Consider the following 18,137-nt stretch of genomic DNA (forward strand, 5'->3'; position numbering starts at 1 on the left):
CCAAATACACGGGGACGGGGGAATGAACAATGAAAGCGACAGTCAACGTGATGGGCATACAAACCAAAAACATGATGGAGAGAATCGGGAGTACATTAAAAGCGGTGCTGAAAGCGGCAGGCGAGCATAAAAAAGTAAAGTGGATTGCCAAAGAGGAGCGAGGGGAGGAGCCGACAGTATTTACGGTCGAAGATCCTGTTTTCTATGAAGAACGGTTGCAAGCCGAAATACCGGAGCCAAACTGGACGCCCGGCGTGCTGGTCTCGCCAAAAGGCATGCTGGATCAACCGCAACAAAGCCATCCGGCTGCGGGGCCTAGAAAACAAAAGCAAGCTCGCATGCACGCAAACATCCGCAAGCGAGAAGCGCGGATTCGCCCGTCGCATCTATCCGTGGTACCGGCACCGCAGACGGAGAACAAACCGCCACAGGAAGTCCGAGACTTGCGATCTTCGCCATCACCGCCAGCGGCTACCTAGAAGAGAAGCGCAGATGCCAGACAAGCGGCGAATCACGCTTTTTACGCATCGCAGGTTGCCAGGTTTGCGGATCTGGCGAATTACGTTACAATAAACGTAGCTTACGTAAAGAGAAGGTGACTCGCAAACATGGCATTGATCGATATTGCGGACGTCAAACAAGAGATGTCCAGTATGGCTAAGCGTTTAGCGGATATCAGGGGGTCTCTTTGACCTCCCTGCCAAACAGGAGCGGATCGGCGAACTGGAAGAGCGCATGCTGGCTCCGGACTTCTGGGATGACAACGAGGCAGCGCAAAAGACAATCAGCGAGCTGAACGCCCTCAAAAGTCTTGTCGACACAATGGGCAAGCTGGATTCCCAATACGAAGACCTTCAGCTGATGCTGGAGCTGGTCATCGAAGAAGGTGACTCTTCGCTTATCCAGGACCTGTATGACAGCACCCAGGAGCTGAGAAAGTCGTTTGAACGCTTCGAGCTGGAGCTGCTTCTCAGCGATCAATACGACAAAAACAATGCGATTCTGGAGCTGCATCCGGGAGCGGGAGGAACCGAATCGCAGGATTGGGCTTCCATGCTCTTGCGCATGTATACGCGATGGGGGGATGCCAAAGGCTTTAAGGTCGAGACTCTCGACTATTTGCCAGGGGATGAAGCGGGCGTGAAAAGCGTGACGCTTCTCATAAAAGGGTACAACGCCTACGGATACCTGAAATCGGAAAAAGGCGTGCACCGCCTCGTACGCATTTCTCCTTTCGATGCTTCCGGGCGTCGTCATACCTCTTTTGTATCCTGCAACGTTCTCCCGGAAATCGAGGACGACCATGCCGTAGACATCCGCACGGAAGACCTCAAGATCGACACCTACCGTTCCAGTGGTGCGGGTGGTCAGCATATCAACACGACCGACTCCGCTGTCCGGATTACCCACTTGCCGACGGGCATTGTGGTTACGTGTCAAACCGAGCGCTCGCAAATCAAAAACCGGGAGCGGGCCATGAAAATGCTGACGGCTCGGCTGTTTGAGAAAAAACGGGAGGAACAGGAAAAAACGTTGGCTGCTATCCAGGGCGAACAAAAGGATATCGCCTGGGGAAGCCAGATTCGCTCCTACGTCTTCCATCCGTACAGTCTGGTGAAGGATCACCGGACCAACGTGGAGGTAGGAAACGTTCAAGCAGTGATGGACGGCGAGATTGACGTCTTTATCGACGCGTATCTGCGCGCGCAGATCAAACGCTAGCGCTGTTCGCTGCCGACGCGCAGCATCCGGGTCTGTTCCGGTGAATGCAACTCCTCGGGTCCCTCTGTCGGTTGCCCGAGGAAGGATGTGCGGAGTGTTCGCGACAGCCGCAATCGAGAGAATTTTACCTGACGGCATGGGTTTCCATGCCGTTTTTGTATGGGGACGAACAGCATGTCCTGCGACCGGAAAAATCCCGTCTGTGCCGAAGTCCGGGTCGGCAAATATGGTATACTGCAAACAAATACGCAAGAGAAATGAAGACTTACGCATGCTGTATGTCGCGTTGTTGCCCATTGTCGATCAGGAATTGAATGCAAAAATCAGACCGGCTCACTTGGCGTATGTGAACGAACTGTACAAGCAGGACAAGGTATTCATGGCTGGTCCATTCACGGACAAGCAGGGAGGCATGGTCATCTACAAGGCCGAGTCCCTGGAGGAAGCACGCAAGCTGGCGGAAGGCGATCCGGTTGTGGCGGAAGGCGCACGGACACTGGAACTGCGGGAATGGAATCCGCTTGAACTGCCTTTGACCTAAAGCCGCAAAAGCCGCAGGAATGAATCCCCCGTCACAGAGGCATACTGAGCGAAGAATTCCTACAAGAAGGAGGGAACAGCTTTGAAACGCATCCCACTGATTACGGTTGCGGCTGTACTCGCATTCTCGCTTGGTGCCTGTGGCGGCGGCAATCAGCAGACGCAGCCCCCTGCTGAAACGCCTGCTACGGAAACCCCTTCGACGACTCCGGCAGGCAGTTATGATGCGGCGACGGCAGAGGCGTTGTATAAAAACACCTGTGCCGGGTGTCACGGCCAATCACTGGAAGGCGCTGTCGGACCCAACCTGCAAAAAATTGGCAGCCAACTAAGCAAAGACCAGATTTTAGATACGCTGCATAACGGAAAAGGCTCGATGCCGCCTGGCCTGGTAAAAGGGGCAGACGCGGAAAATATCGCCGCCTGGCTCGCGGACAAAAAATAAGGGATGGAAGACAAAGGAAGCTCGGGTACCATACCCGGGCCTTTTTTATTGAAACCCGCTCGTGCGAGGGACCCCATCTGGCAAAAGCAAGCGGAAACAGATTTGCTGGTTGTATTCTCTCTGAATTTTTATTATGATTCATGTATAAAAATACAAAAAGGATTGGGAAAAAGGGGAGAAACGCATGGTTCGGGTGGGAATCGTTGGGGCGACCGGTTACGGCGGCGCGGAGCTGATCCGTCTGCTGACTGGCCATCCTCATGTGGAAATAGCGAATGTGTATTCAAGCTCAGCCGACGGAGAGGGGCTGGAGAAGACATTTCCTCACGTGACGGGAGTGGGGCTGCCCAAGCTGTCGCCGATTGATGTCGGCGGCATGAGCGCGGCAAACGATCTGATTTTTCTCGCGACGCCTGCGGGCGTGAGTGCCGCATTGTCTCCCGAGCTGGTGGACAACGGCGTGAAGGTCATTGATCTGTCCGGTGATTTTCGTTTGGAAAAAGGCGAGGTGTACAAGGCATGGTACAAAAAAGAGCCAGCGCCCGCCAGCTATGTAGAACAGGCGGTCTACGGCCTGACGGAATGGAATCGGGAGCAGGTGGCAGGCGCCCGCCTCATTGCCAATCCGGGCTGCTATCCGACAGCGACGTTGCTCGCGTTGATCCCTTTGATGAAAAGTGGCTGGGTACAGCCGAACAGTTGGATCGTCGACGCCAAGTCAGGCGTGTCCGGAGCTGGGCGCGGCGTGTCGCTTGGCGTGCATTACAGCGAGATTAATGAAAGCATCCATGCCTACAAGGTGGGAAGCCATCAGCATACGCCGGAGATCGAGCAGGAGCTGCAAAAGCAGAGCGGCGTAGAGACAGTCGTTCAGTTTACTCCCCACCTGGTGCCGATGACGCGCGGGATTTTGGTCACCGCCTACGGACGCTTGTCACAAGAGGTGAGCCAGGCACAGATTCAGGAGCTGTATGAAGCCGCTTATGCCGACAAGCCGTTTGTCCGCGTGCGCCCAGCCGGAAGCTATCCGCATACAAAAGAGGTGTACGGCTCGAACTACTGCGACATTGCCATTCATGTGGACCCGCGCACAGGCCGCGTTGTACTGCTGTCGGTGATCGACAACATGATGAAGGGGGCAGCAGGCCAAGCGGTGCAAAACATGAATGTCATGTTGGGACTGCCGGAGAAAACGGGATTGCCGCTTGTGCCGGTTTACCCGTAGAGGAGGAGAAGCGGATGCAGAAGACTGTCATCATCAAGTGCGGCGGAAGCACCATGGAGCAGCTGCCGGATGCTTTTTTTCAGGCGATTGCCAGGCTCCAGCGGGAAGGCAGGCAGATCGTCATCGTACACGGAGGCGGACCAGCCATCAACAGCATGCTGGACCGCGTTCAGATCAAGCCGCAATTTGTCGACGGGCTGCGCGTGACTTGCGAGGATACGCTTCGTGTTGTGGAAATGGTGTTGTGCGGCAGTATCAACAAGGGGCTGGTGAGACGGCTGACCCAGGCAGGAGCCAAGGCATGGGGCGTGAGCGGAGTGGACGGTCAGATGCTCATCGCCAGGAAAACGGCGAAGCCGCTTGGCTGGGTAGGCGACATGGCGAAAACAGACACGGCGATACCGCAAGCGATCCTGGCGCAAGGCTACATCCCGGTAATTGCGCCGCTTTCCGTCAGCGAGGATGGGGCGAATACGTACAACATCAACGCCGATGTGGCCGCAGGAGCGATTGCAGCGGCACTCGCGGCAGAAAAGCTCCTCATGGTCACAGACGTTCCCGGCATCCTGCGTCCGCAAACGGATGGCACGAAGGCAGTCGTTGCGCAAACGAGTGCAGAGGAGATTCGGGACATGATCCAGTCCGGAATCATTACGGGCGGAATGATTCCGAAGGTTCAGGCAGCGCTGGACGCTCTCGCCCAAGGAGTGGACCAGGTGGTGATTTGCCGGGGAACGGCGGAAGATCTCCTTGGCATTTGCACAGGGGAAGCCATCGGAACGACCGTCAAAATGAACGTGAGTCACGCGAACTAAGGAGGGAATGTACGAATGGACATGAGTACAGCGACAGCGCCTGTGCATGTGATGAATAACTATGCGAGATGGCCGATCAGTCTGGTAAAAGGCCAGGGAAATCAGGTGTGGGATGATCGGGGGAAACCGTATCTTGATTTTACTTCCGGGATTGCGGTGACGTCTTTGGGGCATGTTCCGCCAAAAGTGACAGCCAAGCTGCACGAACAGCTCGATACGCTGTGGCACTGCTCCAACCTGGTACACATTCCGCAGCAGGAGATTCTGGCGGAAAAGCTGAGCCGCTTGTCCGGACTGGATCAGGCGTTCTTTTGCAACAGCGGGGCGGAAGCCAACGAGGCCCTGATTAAGCTGGCCCGCCGCTACGCGCAAAAGGTGAAGGGAGAGAATCGCTACGAAGTCATTACGTTCGAGCAGTCTTTTCACGGGCGGACGCTGGCGACGTTGACGGCGACCGGGCAGGAAAAGGTCAAGGACGGCTTCGCGCCGCTGCCGCCGGGCTTTGTCACCGTACCGTACAATGATCTGGCGGCAGTCAGGTCGGCGATAACGGACAAGACGTGCGCGATCATGCTGGAGCTGGTCCAGGGCGAGGGCGGCGTGCATCCGGCAGAAGAAGCGTGGGTCCAGGCGCTGCGCGGCTTGTGCGACGAGCATGGCTTGTTGCTTTTGGTGGACGAAATTCAGACAGGGATTGGCCGTACAGGCACATGGTTCGCTTTTCAGCAATACGGGGTGAAGCCGGACGCGATCTCGCTGGCAAAAGGGTTGGGCAGCGGCTTTCCGATCGGGGCGGTAGTCGCCACGAAGGAAGTGGCGGATGCCTTTTCTCCAGGGACGCACGGAACGACCTTTGGCGGGAATCCCTTGGCTACGACTGCGGGAATCGCTACCTTGACGATAATGGAAGAAGAGCGGATGCTGGAGCGGGTCGCCCATATTCACAAGGTGCTGATGCAGGAGCTGGAAAAGCTGCATGCCGAGCATCCCGACAAGGTCGCAACGATTCGGGGCAAAGGCTTGCTGCTGGGCGTGGAACTGACGATTCCGGCAGGGGACGTGGTGGCTTATGCACGGGAGAGAGGCGTGATTTTTCTGACGGCTGGTCCGCAGGTAGTGCGGCTGCTGCCTTCCTTCGTCACGACGGATGAGGAAGTAAAGCAAGCCATGTCCGTGCTTGGCGAGGCATTGTCCCAGTTCTGACAGCTGTTTTGGCACGATTTTTCAACAGGCAACGAGTTCGGAACGCAAAAAAACTCGTTGCATTTTTATAATACTGAATGTATATTAATACAAAAGGTTGCATAAATTCTCGGTATGAACGGCATGAATGTGAATGACTTATTCACCTGAACCATGCGCGAAAATGGCGTTGGCCTTGCCTATTGGAGAGGAGTGGCTTCATAGATGACTGGAGAGAATCAAGCACTGGGAACGGGATACCTGACGCTGGAGAGCGGCGAAGTATTTACGGGCCAGCTTTACGGAGCGCCGATGAACGGCTTCGGCGAAGTGGTTTTTCATACAGGAATGACCGGCTATCAGGAGGTAATGACGGACCCTTCTTTTGCAGGTCAGATCGTGACGTTTACGTATCCGTTGATCGGGAACTACGGAATCAATGAAAAGGATTATGAGGCGGCCAAGCCAGCTCTGGCGGGGATGATCGTCAGCGAGCTGTGCGCAGCGCCGAGTCATTACGAATCGACGAAGACATTGGCCCAGGCGGCGGAAGACTTTGGTTTCCCGATTTTGGCCGGAATCGATACCCGCACCATTACGAAGCGGGTCCGCCAAAACGGTTCGGTTTTCGGGGTGATATCCGATCGGCCGATGCAGGCGGCGGAGGTTGCGTCCCTGCGTTACAAACACGCGAAAAAATCGCTGGTTGCAAATGTATCGACCCAACAGATCGAGCGCTATCCCGGGACTGGGGAGCATGTCGTACTAATTGATCTGGGGATGAAAAAATCGATTCTGGATGCGCTTTTGCAGTTGGGCTGCCGTGTGACCGTCGTGCCGTTTGATACTTCTCTTTTGCAAATCAACGCACTCGACCCGGACGGCTTGCTGTTTTCCAATGGACCTGGCGACCCGGAGCATTTGCTCGCGTATTGCAGCGAATGGCGAAAAGCGGTGGAGCAGTACCCGACATTGGGCATCTGTCTCGGACATCAGGTGCTGGCGCTGATGTTCGGCGGCAAAACAGAGAAGCTGGCGTACGGTCACCGCGGAAGCAATCACCCGGTGAAGGACCTGGTGACAGGCAAGGTGTACATGACCTCGCAAAACCACGGGTACGTCGTCAAGGAAGAATCCTTGAACAAACGCCAGCTCGCTGTCTCGTACCGCAATGTAAACGATGGCTCGGTAGAGGGCCTGCGCCATGTGAGCTTGCCTGTTTTCAGCGTGCAGTACCATCCGGAGGCGCATCCCGGCCCGAGCGATACTTCCCATATATTCCGCCAATTCTTGCAATCGATGCGTGTAGTAGGAGCGAAGAGATATGCCTAAATTGCCACACATTCACAAAGTCCTGGTGATCGGCTCCGGCCCGATCGTCATCGGCCAGGCAGCAGAGTTCGACTATGCCGGAGCGCAAGCCTGCCTGTCGCTGAAGGAAGCGGGCGTGCAGGTCGTGCTGGTGAACAACAACCCGGCGACGATCATGACAGATGAGCAGGTCGCAGACAAAGTGTATCTGGAACCGCTCACGGTCGAATCCGTGACGGCGATTATCGCCAAAGAGCGTCCCGACGGGCTTTTGCCCACACTGGGCGGGCAGACGGGGCTGAATCTTGCGGTTGCGCTGGCCGAGGCAGGCGTACTGGAAGCGTACAACGTTCAACTGCTGGGTACGCCGCTTGCGGCCATTCAGAACGGGGAAGACCGTGAGCTGTTCAAGCAGCTGATGCAACAGATCGGCGAGCCTGTTCCCGAGAGCGACACCGTGGAATCGGTCGAGGAGGCTATCCGGTTCGCCAACACGATCGGCTATCCCGTCATCGTCCGTCCCGCTTACACGCTGGGCGGCGCAGGGGGCGGCATCGCCGAAGACGAGGCTGCCTTGCGCAAGGTCGCGGCAGGCGGAATTGCGGCAAGCCCGATTGGGCAAGTCCTGATCGAGCGCAGCGTAAAAGGCTGGAAAGAGATCGAATACGAGGTCATGCGGGATGCGAACGACACCTGCATCATCGTCTGCAATATGGAAAATTTCGATCCGGTAGGCATCCACACGGGGGACAGCATCGTCGTCGCGCCGTCGCAGACGCTGACAGACCGTCAGTATCATATGCTGCGCAGCGCTTCGACAAAAGTGATCCGCGCGCTTGGTGTGGTAGGCGGCTGCAACATTCAGTTTGCGCTCGATCCGCATTCGGACCGCTACGTGCTGATCGAAGTCAATCCGCGGGTGAGCCGCTCCAGTGCGTTGGCTTCCAAGGCGACCGGCTATCCGATTGCGCGGATTGCGGCCAAGCTGGCCTTGGGCTACGGGCTGGACGAGGTCATCAATCCAATTACGGGATACACCTACGCCAGCTTCGAGCCGGCGTTGGACTATATCGTAGTGAAAATTCCCCGCTTCCCGTTTGACAAATTCCCGCATGCCGATCGCAAGCTGGGCACGCAAATGAAGGCAACAGGCGAAGTCATGGCGATTGCCCGCAATCTGGAAGCGGGACTGCTGAAAGCCGTTCGTTCGCTGGAGCAGGGCTGCACGCATCTGTCCCGTCCGGAGCTTGCTTCCTGGACGCGCGAGCAGTTGGCGCAGGCGTTGCAAGACGCGACCGATATCCGCCTGTTCGTTTTTGCCGAAGCGATTCGCAAAGGCTTCACGGAAGAAGAACTGCACAGCCTGACAAGCGTCGATCCGTTTTTCCTGCGCAGCTTGCGCAAAATCGTCGACCTGGAGGCGAAGCTGTCCGCGCACGACAGCAGCACGCTTTCCAAAGAGCTGTTGCTTGCGGCAAAGCGCAGCGGCTTTGCGGATGAAACGATTGCTTCGCTGGTGGGAACCACTCCGCTAGCCATCAAAAAACAGCGCGAGCAAGCAGGCATTACGCCAACCTACAAAATTGTCGATACGTGCGCAGCCGAATTCGATGCGCAGACGCCATACTACTACTCGGATTGGCAAGGGGTAGACGAAGTAGAGACGCTCTCCGGGCGAAAAGTGCTCGTGCTCGGCTCCGGGCCGATCCGCATCGGGCAAGGAATCGAGTTTGACTACTGCTCCGTGCATGCAGCCAAGGCGCTGCAAGCAAGCGGAATCGCGGCGATTGTGGTAAACAACAATCCGGAAACAGTGAGTACGGACTACGAAACAGCCGATCACCTTTATTTTGAACCGTTGCATGTGGAGGACGTGCTGCATGTCGCCGAGCGCGAACAGGTCGAGGGCGTCATGGTCCAGTTCGGCGGACAGACGGCGATCAATCTGGCGGCAAAGCTGGAGCAGGCCGGGTTGAAGGTCATGGGCACCGCGCTTTCTGCCATTGAGCGGGCGGAGGATCGCGAGCTGTTTTACGCGATGCTGCGCAAGCTGAACATCCCGCATATCCCGGGCAAAGGCGTATCGTCTCTGGAGGATGCGACAGCGATTGCGGAGGAAATCGGCTTCCCGGTTCTGATGCGGCCTTCTTACGTCATCGGCGGGCAAGGCATGGTCGTCGTACACAATAGCGCGGAGCTGGCAGCGACGGTGAACGAATGGCTTCACCATCCGCAAAGCGAAGCCTTTTTCCCGCTCCTGGTGGACAAATATGTACCAGGCCGGGAAGCAGAGGTCGATGCGGTCTGCGATGGGGAATCTGTCATTATCCCTGGCATCTTCCAGCACGTGGAAAAAGCGGGTATTCACTCTGGCGACAGCGTGGCGCTGTTCCCGGCTCCGGCACTGTCGGACGGAATCAAGCACAAAATCGCCAGCTACACAGAAGCGATTGCACGCGAAATGAAAGCGGTCGGCCTTATCAACATTCAGTTTGTCATCGAAGCTGACACGGTGTATGTGCTGGAAGTCAACCCGCGTGCCTCGCGTACGGTGCCGATCACAAGCAAAGTGACGGGCATCCCGATGGTTCAACTGGCCGTCCGCGCCCAGTTGGGGGAGAAGCTGGTAGACATGGGGTACGGAACCGGGCTACTGCCCGAGATTCCTTTTGCTGTCGTAAAAGCTCCCGTGTTCTCGACCATCAAGCTCAACGGTGTCGACCCCGTACTCGGTCCCGAGATGAAGTCGACCGGAGAGGTGCTGGGACTGGGACGGACGTTTGAGGAAGCGGCCGGAAAGGCGTTCGCCTTCAAGGACAATCTGTACGGCGACTGGAAAAACGGCCAGCTGGTCATGGTCTCGCTGGCGGATGCGGACAAGAAGGAAGAGATCGCCAAGCTGATCGCGCAGCTTCAGGCGGATGGCGCCGCTCTCGCAGCGACGGCGGGTACGGCCGATTGGCTGGCGGCATCCGGTGTGACAGTCAAGCACGTCGTGGACGAGGAAGCAGCCTGGAACCAGCTGCTGCAAAAAGAACAGGCAGCCTTTGCGCTGGTCACCGCTACCAAAGGAAATCAACAGGGCAGAAAAGGGTTTGCCTTGCGCAGCCGGCTGGTGCAGCAAGGAGTTCCGCTGTTCTGCGCAACCGATACATTCTCGTTATATGTGCAGTCGATTATGAGGAAAAGAGGTGGCTCTCATGCAGCCAGTGAAGATATTGGAACACTTTCCAAACTTGCCCCTGCAAAAGCATAAAGGGAAAGATTTTTTGCGTGTCGATGAATTCAGCGGCGACGAGTTGATGGAGCTTCTCCAGCTCGCCGCGCACGTCAAGCAACTGCAAAAGCTGGGACAGCCGTTCCAGCCTTTGCAAGGCAAGACGTTGGGGATGATTTTTGACAAGGCGTCCACCCGCACGCGCGTTTCCTTTGAAGTAGGGATGCACCAGCTCGGTGGACTGGGCATGTTCATGAGCGGCAAGGAGCTACAGTTGGGACGCGGAGAGCCGATCAGTGACACGGCGAAGGTGCTGTCGCGTTACGTGGACGCAATCATGATCCGCACGTTCTCCCACGCCTATGTGGAAGAGCTTGCCGAGCACGCGTCCATCCCGATCATCAACGGTTTGACCGACCTGTATCATCCGTGTCAGGCGCTGGCCGACATGCTGACCATCTGGGAGCACAAAGGCAAGCTCAAGGGCGTCAAGCTCGCCTATGTGGGCGACGGAAACAACGTAGCCAACTCCCTCGTTCTCGCAGCTGCCTTGCTCGGTTTGGACGTGCGTGTGGCGACACCGGTTGGCTATGAGATGGAGCAGACCATCGTGGCAAAAGCTGTCGCGTACGCGAAACAAAGCGGCGGAAAAATAAGGGTGACGCATGATCCGAAAGAAGCGGTCGCGGGAGCCGATGCTGTCTACACGGATGTCTGGACCAGCATGGGCTTCGAGGAGGAAAATGACGTGCGCAAAAAAGCGTTCGCCGATTACCAGGTGAATGAGCAACTGGTAGCCTGGGCAAACCGCGACTACCTGTTCCTGCACTGCTTGCCGGCGCATCGCGGCGAGGAAGTGACCGCAGGGGTTATCGACGGTCCGCGCTCTGTGATTTTCGATCAGGCGGAAAATCGTTTGCATGCGCAAAAGGCGATTTTGGCAGCGCTTGTGTGAATATAGTTCTAGTCCAATGGAACTAGATTGAATTAAATCCAATAGACTATGAATCTGTGATTGCCGAATTTTGTCACTTATGTGTAAAATATAGCTAGGAAAGTTGCGAGGAAGTACAGACTGTATCTGGTCGCTTGGTCTGTATGGAGCCAGTAGCGAATCCGCTCTTCTCGCCATCCGTGCGGGAGGAAAGACGGAGCAGAGGCTGTATCTGGTCGCTTGGCCTCTGATTGAAAATCCAGTAGCGAAGCCAGCTTTCTCCACTATGTATGCAAGGAGGGGAAATCGAGATGAAAAAATGGTTCGCGGCAATTTTGATGGTGGTAGCGATTGTAGCTGCTACTTCTGCAAACTGGCATGTTGGATAAGGAACGAATAAAACACCGCTTCGTTTGTAAGTGGTGTTTTTCGCTAATTTGTGGAGGTTATACACCTTGTTACTCGACGTTATAGTGATTTCGTTCGTGATTGCGCTCATCCGAGGCGGGCGACTACGAACGATTCCTGCATTTAACCGGCTCTATTTTTTGGTCATCAGTATCCTCCTTCAAGCAGCGGCTGTCTTTTTTCATGGGATAGCGGGCCTCTTGGTGTCGATTGCCTATTTGGCGATGCTTTGCTTTTTCTTTTCGAACAGAGAGTACGAAGATATCCGGATTTTTATGATTGGCTGGTTTTTAAATGCGATTGTCATCTGGTGCAATGGCGGGAAAATGCCTATCGACCTGGAGCAAGCCAAAAAGCTTCCGTACTCCATTGAGCCGCTCGTCAATGGAACGAACTTCAAGCACAGTGTCTTGACGGATGAGACTCTGTTTCCGTTTTTGGCGGATATCATCCACATGCCGTTTATCATCCCTCGGGTAATCAGCATCGGAGACTTGTTTATCATGCTAGGGGCTTTCTTGCTTGTTCAACGAATCACAGACAAGCCGATCTCCTTAATCAAACTGCGAGAAGGTAAAAACTATGTTCGGAAACAGTAGAGCCTCCACCCTCCCAACCACTGTGTTTGTCCAATACGTTTTACCTGTAGCAGCGCTTTGCATTTTCATTAGCACCATACCAGATTGGGAACCTCGTCATCACTGGAGCGTTTTGGTCATCTTCACGGCATTGACGATTTTTGGTACTTTCGCTCCAGTGAGTACCTTAAATGCACGTTTGACGATCAACAATGCGGTTATTTTTGCAGGGATACTCCTGTACGGGGTATGGGTTGCGGTTTGGGCAGCCATCGTGGAGCAATTAATCATGGTTTTTTTGTTTCGCCATTCTTTCCCCAAGCTTCTGTATAACAGCGGACAGATCCTACTCACTCTCTGGGTTGTTGGTAGATTACATATACTTGCCGGTGATTATTCCCTTCCTTGGATGCTTACCGATATTTTGCTGATCCTGGTGTATTGGTTCCTCAATACTTCCTTGGTGGCCATCGGGATTTCCCACTTTTTTTCCGTGAAATGGCACGTCACCTTGAAGCGAATGATTCAGGCCGGAACAGGTTCTTATCTGGTTTTGATGTTGATGGGAAGCATGGGAGCCCGGCTTGTTGAAGCGTACGGATTTCTTGCGCTTCTGCCCATTGTCGCAACGGTCTTTGTTTTAAGCGTCGTCTTTCGTCAATACTACGACAGTCTGAACAAACTACAGCAAAAAGTGGAGGAAATCCAAGCCTTTAACCACAATTTCCTGACGACGATGGCGGCATCGATTGACGCAAGAGATCACTACACGAGCGGACATTCGCAGCGCGTGGCGTACTGGGGGAAGGAACTTGCGAAAGAAATCGGATTGCCGGAGGATAAAGTAGAAGAGGTGTACTTTGGCGGGATTTTGCATGATATCGGAAAAATTGGCATTCCCGATGAGATTCTAAACAAGAAGGGCAAGTTAACCGCGGAAGAATACGATCAAATCAAGCAGCATACGGTCATTGGATACGAGATTATTTTGCAGGCGGGCATGTTTAGCGAGCTGCTTCCGGCCATTCGTTCCCATCATGAAAGAATGGATGGCAAAGGCTATCCGGACGGCTTGAAGGGCGACGAAATTCCGTTGATGGCGAAAATATTGGCCGTCTCGGACTCGTTTGATGCGATGGTTGGAGACAGGCCCTACCGAAAAGGTCTTCCGGTAGAGGAAGCGCTGCAAGAGATTCGGCGTGGAGCGGGAACGCAGTTTGATCCCAAGCTGGCGGAACTCTTCATTATGATTATCCAGCGGCTGCCGCCAGATGAATTGCAAAGAATGATCGGGCTGGACGCCCATCCCCAAAAACAGTTGCAGGAGGCACAAACGTAAACACGCCTCTTGTCACTGTTTTTGTTTTTTCCGGCGGCAAACGGCCAGGCGACGCCGATCAGATTCAGATGCATGAATATCACTTTCTTTGCATAAAAACAATTTTATGCACGGGACGAGATGCTGGATTGCCCGTTCCAAACCGCTTCGGGAAGCTGCTCGCCTCCCAACGAAACGGCAGTCTTGTCGGATCGCGGTTCTCTCAGGCGAAAAAGGCTTCCGGATTTTGTCTGTGAAAATATCACGAAGAAACAAGAAAAGAGGTTGTATTTTTATTAATCCGTTTGTATAATTACTCACATGAGAAAAACTTCGAAACGGGGAGAGAGAATGATGGCAAAAGATAAAATTGTTTTGGCCTATTCTGGCGGTTTAGATACATCGGTAGCGATTAAATGGTTGCAAGACACGTACAATTTCGACGTCATCGCGGTTGCGCTGGATGTCGGCGAAGGGAAGGACCTGGATTTCGTCCAGAAAAAAGCGTTGCAGGTAGGAGCGATCAAATCGATCGTCGTCGATGCGAAGGAAGCTTTTGCAGAAGAATTCGTTCTGCCGGCGCTGAAAGCAAACGCGATGTACGAGGGCAAATACCCGCTCGTATCCGCTTTGTCGCGTTACCTGATTTCCCGTGTGCTGGTTGAAATCGCGGAAAAAGAAGGCGCGGTAGCGGTAGCGCACGGCTGCACAGGCAAAGGAAACGACCAGGTGCGCTTCGACGTATCCTTCACCGCGCTCAATCCGGACCTGAAAATCGTGGCGCCTGTTCGCGAATGGGGTTGGACGCGTGACGAAGAGATTGAATACGCGAAAAAGAACAACATCCCGATTCCGATTGATCTGGACAATCCGTACAGCATTGACCAAAACCTGTGGGGCAGAAGCTGCGAGTGCGGCATTCTGGAAGATCCGTGGGCAGCGCCACCAGAAGGCGCTTACGATCTGACGAAGTCGATTGCAGACGCTCCCGAGGAAGCGGAAGAGATCGAAATTACATTCGTCCAAGGCAAGCCGACTGCTCTGAACGGCGAAGAGCTGCCTTTGTCCGAGCTGATTTTGAAGCTGAACAAAATCGCTGGCAATCACGGCGTAGGCCGCATCGACCACGTGGAAAACCGTCTGGTGGGGATCAAATCCCGCGAGGTGTACGAGACACCTGCTGCCACTACCCTGATTCTGGCGCACCGCGAGCTGGAATTTTTGACGCAGCCTCGTGAGGTAGCGCAGTTCAAGCCGATCATCGAGCAAAAAATGGCGCAGGTAATCTACGAGGGTCTGTGGTATTCGCCGATTCGCAACGCGATTCAGGCGTTCATCGAAGAAACGCAAAAGCATGTGACTGGCGTCGTGCGCGTGAAGCTGCACAAAGGCCATGCGATCGTAGTAGGCCGCAAATCCGCCTCTTCGCTCTACAGCCACGAACTGGCGACGTACAACGCCGGCGACCAATTCGACCATAAAGCGGCGCTTGGCTTCATCAAGCTGTGGGGCCTGCCGACCAAGGTGTACGCGCAGGTGAACGAGGGCGTACTGCATGAGAACCAAAATACCGCGATCAAGATTTTGGATGAAAAGGATGCGATCACGCAATGAAACTATGGGGAGGACGCTTCACGAAGCCGACGAATCAGCTCGTAGAAGAGTATACAGCTTCGATCTCGTTTGACCAGAAGATGTGGCGTCAGGACATCGTCGGCAGCCTGGCACATGTTGCGATGCTGGGCAAGTGCGGCATCCTGCCGATGGAGGAAGTACGCCAAATCATCGCAGGCTTGAAAAAAGTGAAAGACAAAATCGAGCGTGGGCAGGCGGAATTTTTGGTGGCGCACGAAGATGTCCATATGAATATCGAGAAAATGCTGATCGAGGAGATCGGTCCGGTGGGGGGCAAGCTTCACACCGGGCGGAGCCGCAACGACCAGGTCGCACTCGATATGCACTTGTACCTGCGAGAAAAGCTGATGGAAATTATCCAGTTGGCCATGTATTTGCAGGAAGCGCTGCTTGAGCAAGCCAGTCAGCATCTCGATACGGTCATGCCAGGCTACACGCATCTGCAGCGTGCGCAGCCGGTGTTGTTCGGCTACCACCTGATGGCGTATGTTTCCATGCTGCAGCGCGATATCGAGCGGATGACCGAGACGTGGAAACGGGTAAATGTGCTGCCGCTTGGCGCTGGTGCGCTAGCAGGCACGACCTTCCCGATTGACCGGACGTTTGTCGCAGAGATGCTGCAATTCGATGGCATCTATCAAAACAGCATGGACGCGGTGAGCGACCGCGATTTCATCGTGGAGTTTTTGGCCGATGCGTCCTTGCTGATGACCCATCTGTCCCGTCTGTGCGAGGAGCTGGTCATCTGGAGCAGCCAGGAGTTTTCCTTTGTGGAGCTGGACGACGCCTTCTGCACAGGCTCCAGCATCATGCCGCAAAAGAAAAATCCGGACGTTGCCGAGCTGGTGCGGGGAAAAACGGGCCGGGTCTACGGCAACCTGTTCGGTCTGTTGACAGTGCTTAAAGGCTTGCCGCTCGCCTACAACAAGGACATGCAGGAAGACAAGGAAGGCATGTTCGATACGGTGGCGACGATTCACGGGGCGCTCGCATTGCTGACGCCGATGATAAAGACGATGCAGGTGCGGACAGAGCGCATGCGCCAGGCTGTTACCAACGATTTCTCCAACGCTACGGACTTGGCCGACTACCTGGTGCGCAAAAACATGCCGTTCCGCCAGGCTCACGAGGTCGTAGGCAGAGCTGTGCTGTACTGCATTGAGCAGCAAAAGTTCTTGCTGGATTTGACGCTGGAGGAATTCCAAAGCTTTTCTGGAGTCATCGGGGCAGATGTGTACGACGCGCTGGCGGTTGAAACCGTCGTGAACGCTCGCAATGTGCTGGGAGGAACCGCGCGCAATCAGGTGGAAGCGCAGATTGCCTGGTATCGTGAGAAAGGGAAAGAGACGCAGGTCTGGGTAGACAGAAACAGCCAAAAAGTGATGATTGAGTCGCTGATCGACGTAGGATCGCCAGCGTAACGTGAGAAACGGCAGAAACGCGAGAACGGATAGGCACGCCAGCCTGTCCGTTTTTGCATGGGAAAACGATGGGGGGAGAAAACGAGGCGTGCGCTTGGCGTTTAGTACGGGGTGTCTGGGGCAATAATTGTGAAAAGGTCATAGGGTCGAAAGCGGGCAAAAATCACCATGCTAGAGAATTACAAAATCAGTCCCCGACAATTTATGATGTTGGTTACCCTTGTCACAATCGGAGATTCTGTCCTGGTCCTTCCGGCGATTGCAGCAGAGCTTGCGAAACAGGACGCCTGGATTTCCGTGACGATCGGGCTGCTGATCGGAATGGGCAATGTTCTCTTGATGATCGCAGTAGGCAAGCGGTATCCGAATGAAAGCTTCTTTTCTTTCCTGGATAACACGTTCGGGCGAGTGTTGGGCACGATCATTACACTCTCCTTTGTTTGGTATACGTTTTTTTCGGCTTCGGCACACGTTCTGGAGACGGGAGACTTTGTCGGGACGTACTTGTTGAATCATACGCCGAGCATCGCCATTCAACTGCTGCTCGTCAGTCTCATCATGTTCGGCGTGCGTCTGGGGCTGCAAACCGTCGCCTATTCGGCGCAGCTGTATTTTTACGGATTCTTTGGCCTGTTCGTGCTGCTGATGCTGTGCCTGATTCCCCAGGCAGACGTATCCAGGCTCCAGCCTGTGCTGGAAAATGGCTGGAAGCCGGTGATGGCCGGAGCGATTCCTTCCATTGCTTTTCCGTTTTCCGAACTGGTTATTTTTTTGGCGATCCTGCCGTACGTATCCCCGATTCAGAAACGGATGAGGCATTTTTGGAAAGGGGCGTTCCTGGGCGGGCTTGTGCTTGTCCTCGTCATGTTGATGTGCATTCTCGTCTTGGGAGCGGACATGACCGCCAGACACGTGTACCCCTCGTATGTACTCGCCAAGCAAATGAAGGTCGGGCTGTTCATCCAGCGTCTGGAAGTTGTATTGGCTGTAGTCTGGTTCATCGCCGTAAACGTCAAAATCATGATCTACAGTGTGTTTTTTCAGCTGGGGCTGCGGCATGTGTTTCGGATTCGGGATATGTCGGTGCTGACCCTCCCGTACATGGTCATGCTGCTGGTGATGGCGAATATTTTTACGCCCAACATGGTGGTATACGGCCAAATCATCTCGCAGCACTGGCCGTTCTACGACTTTACGTACTCCATCGGTCTTCTGCTCCTGCTCTTGGCGGTTCACAAGCTGAGAAGCAGATGGGCAGCTGCGAAAAGAAACGCGTCTTAACATCAAAAACGCCGCGACTCTCGGGTGATGAAGTGCCCCCTGTCAAGTAGACAGTGAAAAAAACAAAAAGCTTAGACACCAATCTGAACCTAGGTTGGTGTCTTC

At 54.6% G+C, this 18,137-nt stretch carries 15 protein-coding genes; all 15 read left to right on the top strand.

The features are described 5' to 3' along the window. Window positions 1–29: 29 nt before the first annotated feature. The 15 genes from ACTHO6_RS05145 to ACTHO6_RS05215 all read left to right on the top strand — a co-directional run bounded on the left by ACTHO6_RS05145 (window position 30) and on the right by ACTHO6_RS05215 (window position 18,032). Window positions 30–479: a hypothetical protein gene (locus ACTHO6_RS05145; protein ID WP_440240045.1), complete on the top strand. Its 450-nt coding sequence runs from the start codon at window positions 30–32 to the stop codon at window positions 477–479. A gap of 129 nt (window positions 480–608) precedes the next feature. Continuing rightward, a protein-coding gene (gene prfB, locus ACTHO6_RS05150) for a peptide chain release factor 2 (protein WP_440240047.1) occupies window positions 609–1,722 on the top strand; the annotation gives its coding sequence in 2 pieces (ribosomal slippage) (window positions 609–689 and window positions 691–1,722; 1,113 coding nt in all). A gap of 271 nt (window positions 1,723–1,993) precedes the next feature. After that, entirely contained in the window at window positions 1,994–2,263 is a 270-nt protein-coding gene (locus ACTHO6_RS05155; protein WP_440240049.1) for a YciI family protein, read from the top strand. Between the two features lie 81 nt (window positions 2,264–2,344). Beyond that, the gene (cccB, locus tag ACTHO6_RS05160; protein ID WP_440240051.1) at window positions 2,345–2,707 is read left to right on the top strand and encodes a cytochrome c551; all 363 of its coding nucleotides are present in this window, start codon (window positions 2,345–2,347) and stop codon (window positions 2,705–2,707) included. A gap of 184 nt (window positions 2,708–2,891) precedes the next feature. Continuing rightward, complete coding sequence (argC, locus tag ACTHO6_RS05165; RefSeq protein ID WP_440240053.1) at window positions 2,892–3,932, top strand: N-acetyl-gamma-glutamyl-phosphate reductase; 1,041 nt, start codon at window positions 2,892–2,894, stop codon at window positions 3,930–3,932. A gap of 14 nt (window positions 3,933–3,946) precedes the next feature. Further along, window positions 3,947–4,747, top strand: coding sequence for an acetylglutamate kinase (argB, locus tag ACTHO6_RS05170; RefSeq protein ID WP_440240055.1), 801 nt, complete (start codon window positions 3,947–3,949; stop codon window positions 4,745–4,747). A gap of 21 nt (window positions 4,748–4,768) precedes the next feature. Then, window positions 4,769–5,950 (top strand): aspartate aminotransferase family protein, encoded by a 1,182-nt coding sequence (locus tag ACTHO6_RS05175; RefSeq protein WP_440240100.1) that lies wholly within the window; start codon window positions 4,769–4,771, stop codon window positions 5,948–5,950. Window positions 5,951–6,154: 204 nt separating this feature from the next. Further along, window positions 6,155–7,261 (top strand): carbamoyl phosphate synthase small subunit, encoded by a 1,107-nt coding sequence (locus tag ACTHO6_RS05180; RefSeq protein ID WP_440240057.1) that lies wholly within the window; start codon window positions 6,155–6,157, stop codon window positions 7,259–7,261. After that, on the top strand, window positions 7,254–10,496 hold the full coding sequence (gene carB, locus ACTHO6_RS05185; protein ID WP_440240059.1) for a carbamoyl-phosphate synthase (glutamine-hydrolyzing) large subunit: 3,243 nt from the start codon (window positions 7,254–7,256) through the stop codon (window positions 10,494–10,496). The genes ACTHO6_RS05180 and carB overlap by 8 nt, the downstream gene beginning before the upstream one ends. Further along, window positions 10,441–11,412, top strand: a complete 972-nt coding sequence (argF, locus tag ACTHO6_RS05190; RefSeq protein ID WP_440240061.1) for an ornithine carbamoyltransferase — start codon at window positions 10,441–10,443, stop codon at window positions 11,410–11,412. The genes carB and argF overlap by 56 nt, the downstream gene beginning before the upstream one ends. Before the next feature lie 434 nt (window positions 11,413–11,846). Further along, on the top strand, window positions 11,847–12,398 hold the full coding sequence (locus ACTHO6_RS05195; RefSeq protein WP_440240063.1) for a DUF5317 domain-containing protein: 552 nt from the start codon (window positions 11,847–11,849) through the stop codon (window positions 12,396–12,398). Continuing rightward, window positions 12,382–13,716, top strand: a complete 1,335-nt coding sequence (locus ACTHO6_RS05200; RefSeq protein ID WP_440240065.1) for an HD-GYP domain-containing protein — start codon at window positions 12,382–12,384, stop codon at window positions 13,714–13,716. Before ACTHO6_RS05195 ends, ACTHO6_RS05200 begins: the two co-directional genes overlap by 17 nt. 333 nt (window positions 13,717–14,049) lie before the next feature. Then, complete coding sequence (locus ACTHO6_RS05205) at window positions 14,050–15,309, top strand: argininosuccinate synthase (RefSeq protein WP_440240067.1); 1,260 nt, start codon at window positions 14,050–14,052, stop codon at window positions 15,307–15,309. Continuing rightward, entirely contained in the window at window positions 15,306–16,751 is a 1,446-nt protein-coding gene (gene argH / locus ACTHO6_RS05210; RefSeq protein WP_440240069.1) for an argininosuccinate lyase, read from the top strand. The genes ACTHO6_RS05205 and argH overlap by 4 nt, the downstream gene beginning before the upstream one ends. A 168-nt stretch (window positions 16,752–16,919) precedes the next feature. After that, window positions 16,920–18,032 (top strand): GerAB/ArcD/ProY family transporter, encoded by a 1,113-nt coding sequence (locus tag ACTHO6_RS05215; RefSeq protein ID WP_440240071.1) that lies wholly within the window; start codon window positions 16,920–16,922, stop codon window positions 18,030–18,032. Window positions 18,033–18,137 lie beyond the last annotated feature (105 nt).

Source organism: Brevibacillus sp. SAFN-007a (genome assembly GCF_051967035.1).
Taxonomy (GTDB): Bacteria; Bacillota; Bacilli; order Brevibacillales; family Brevibacillaceae; genus Brevibacillus.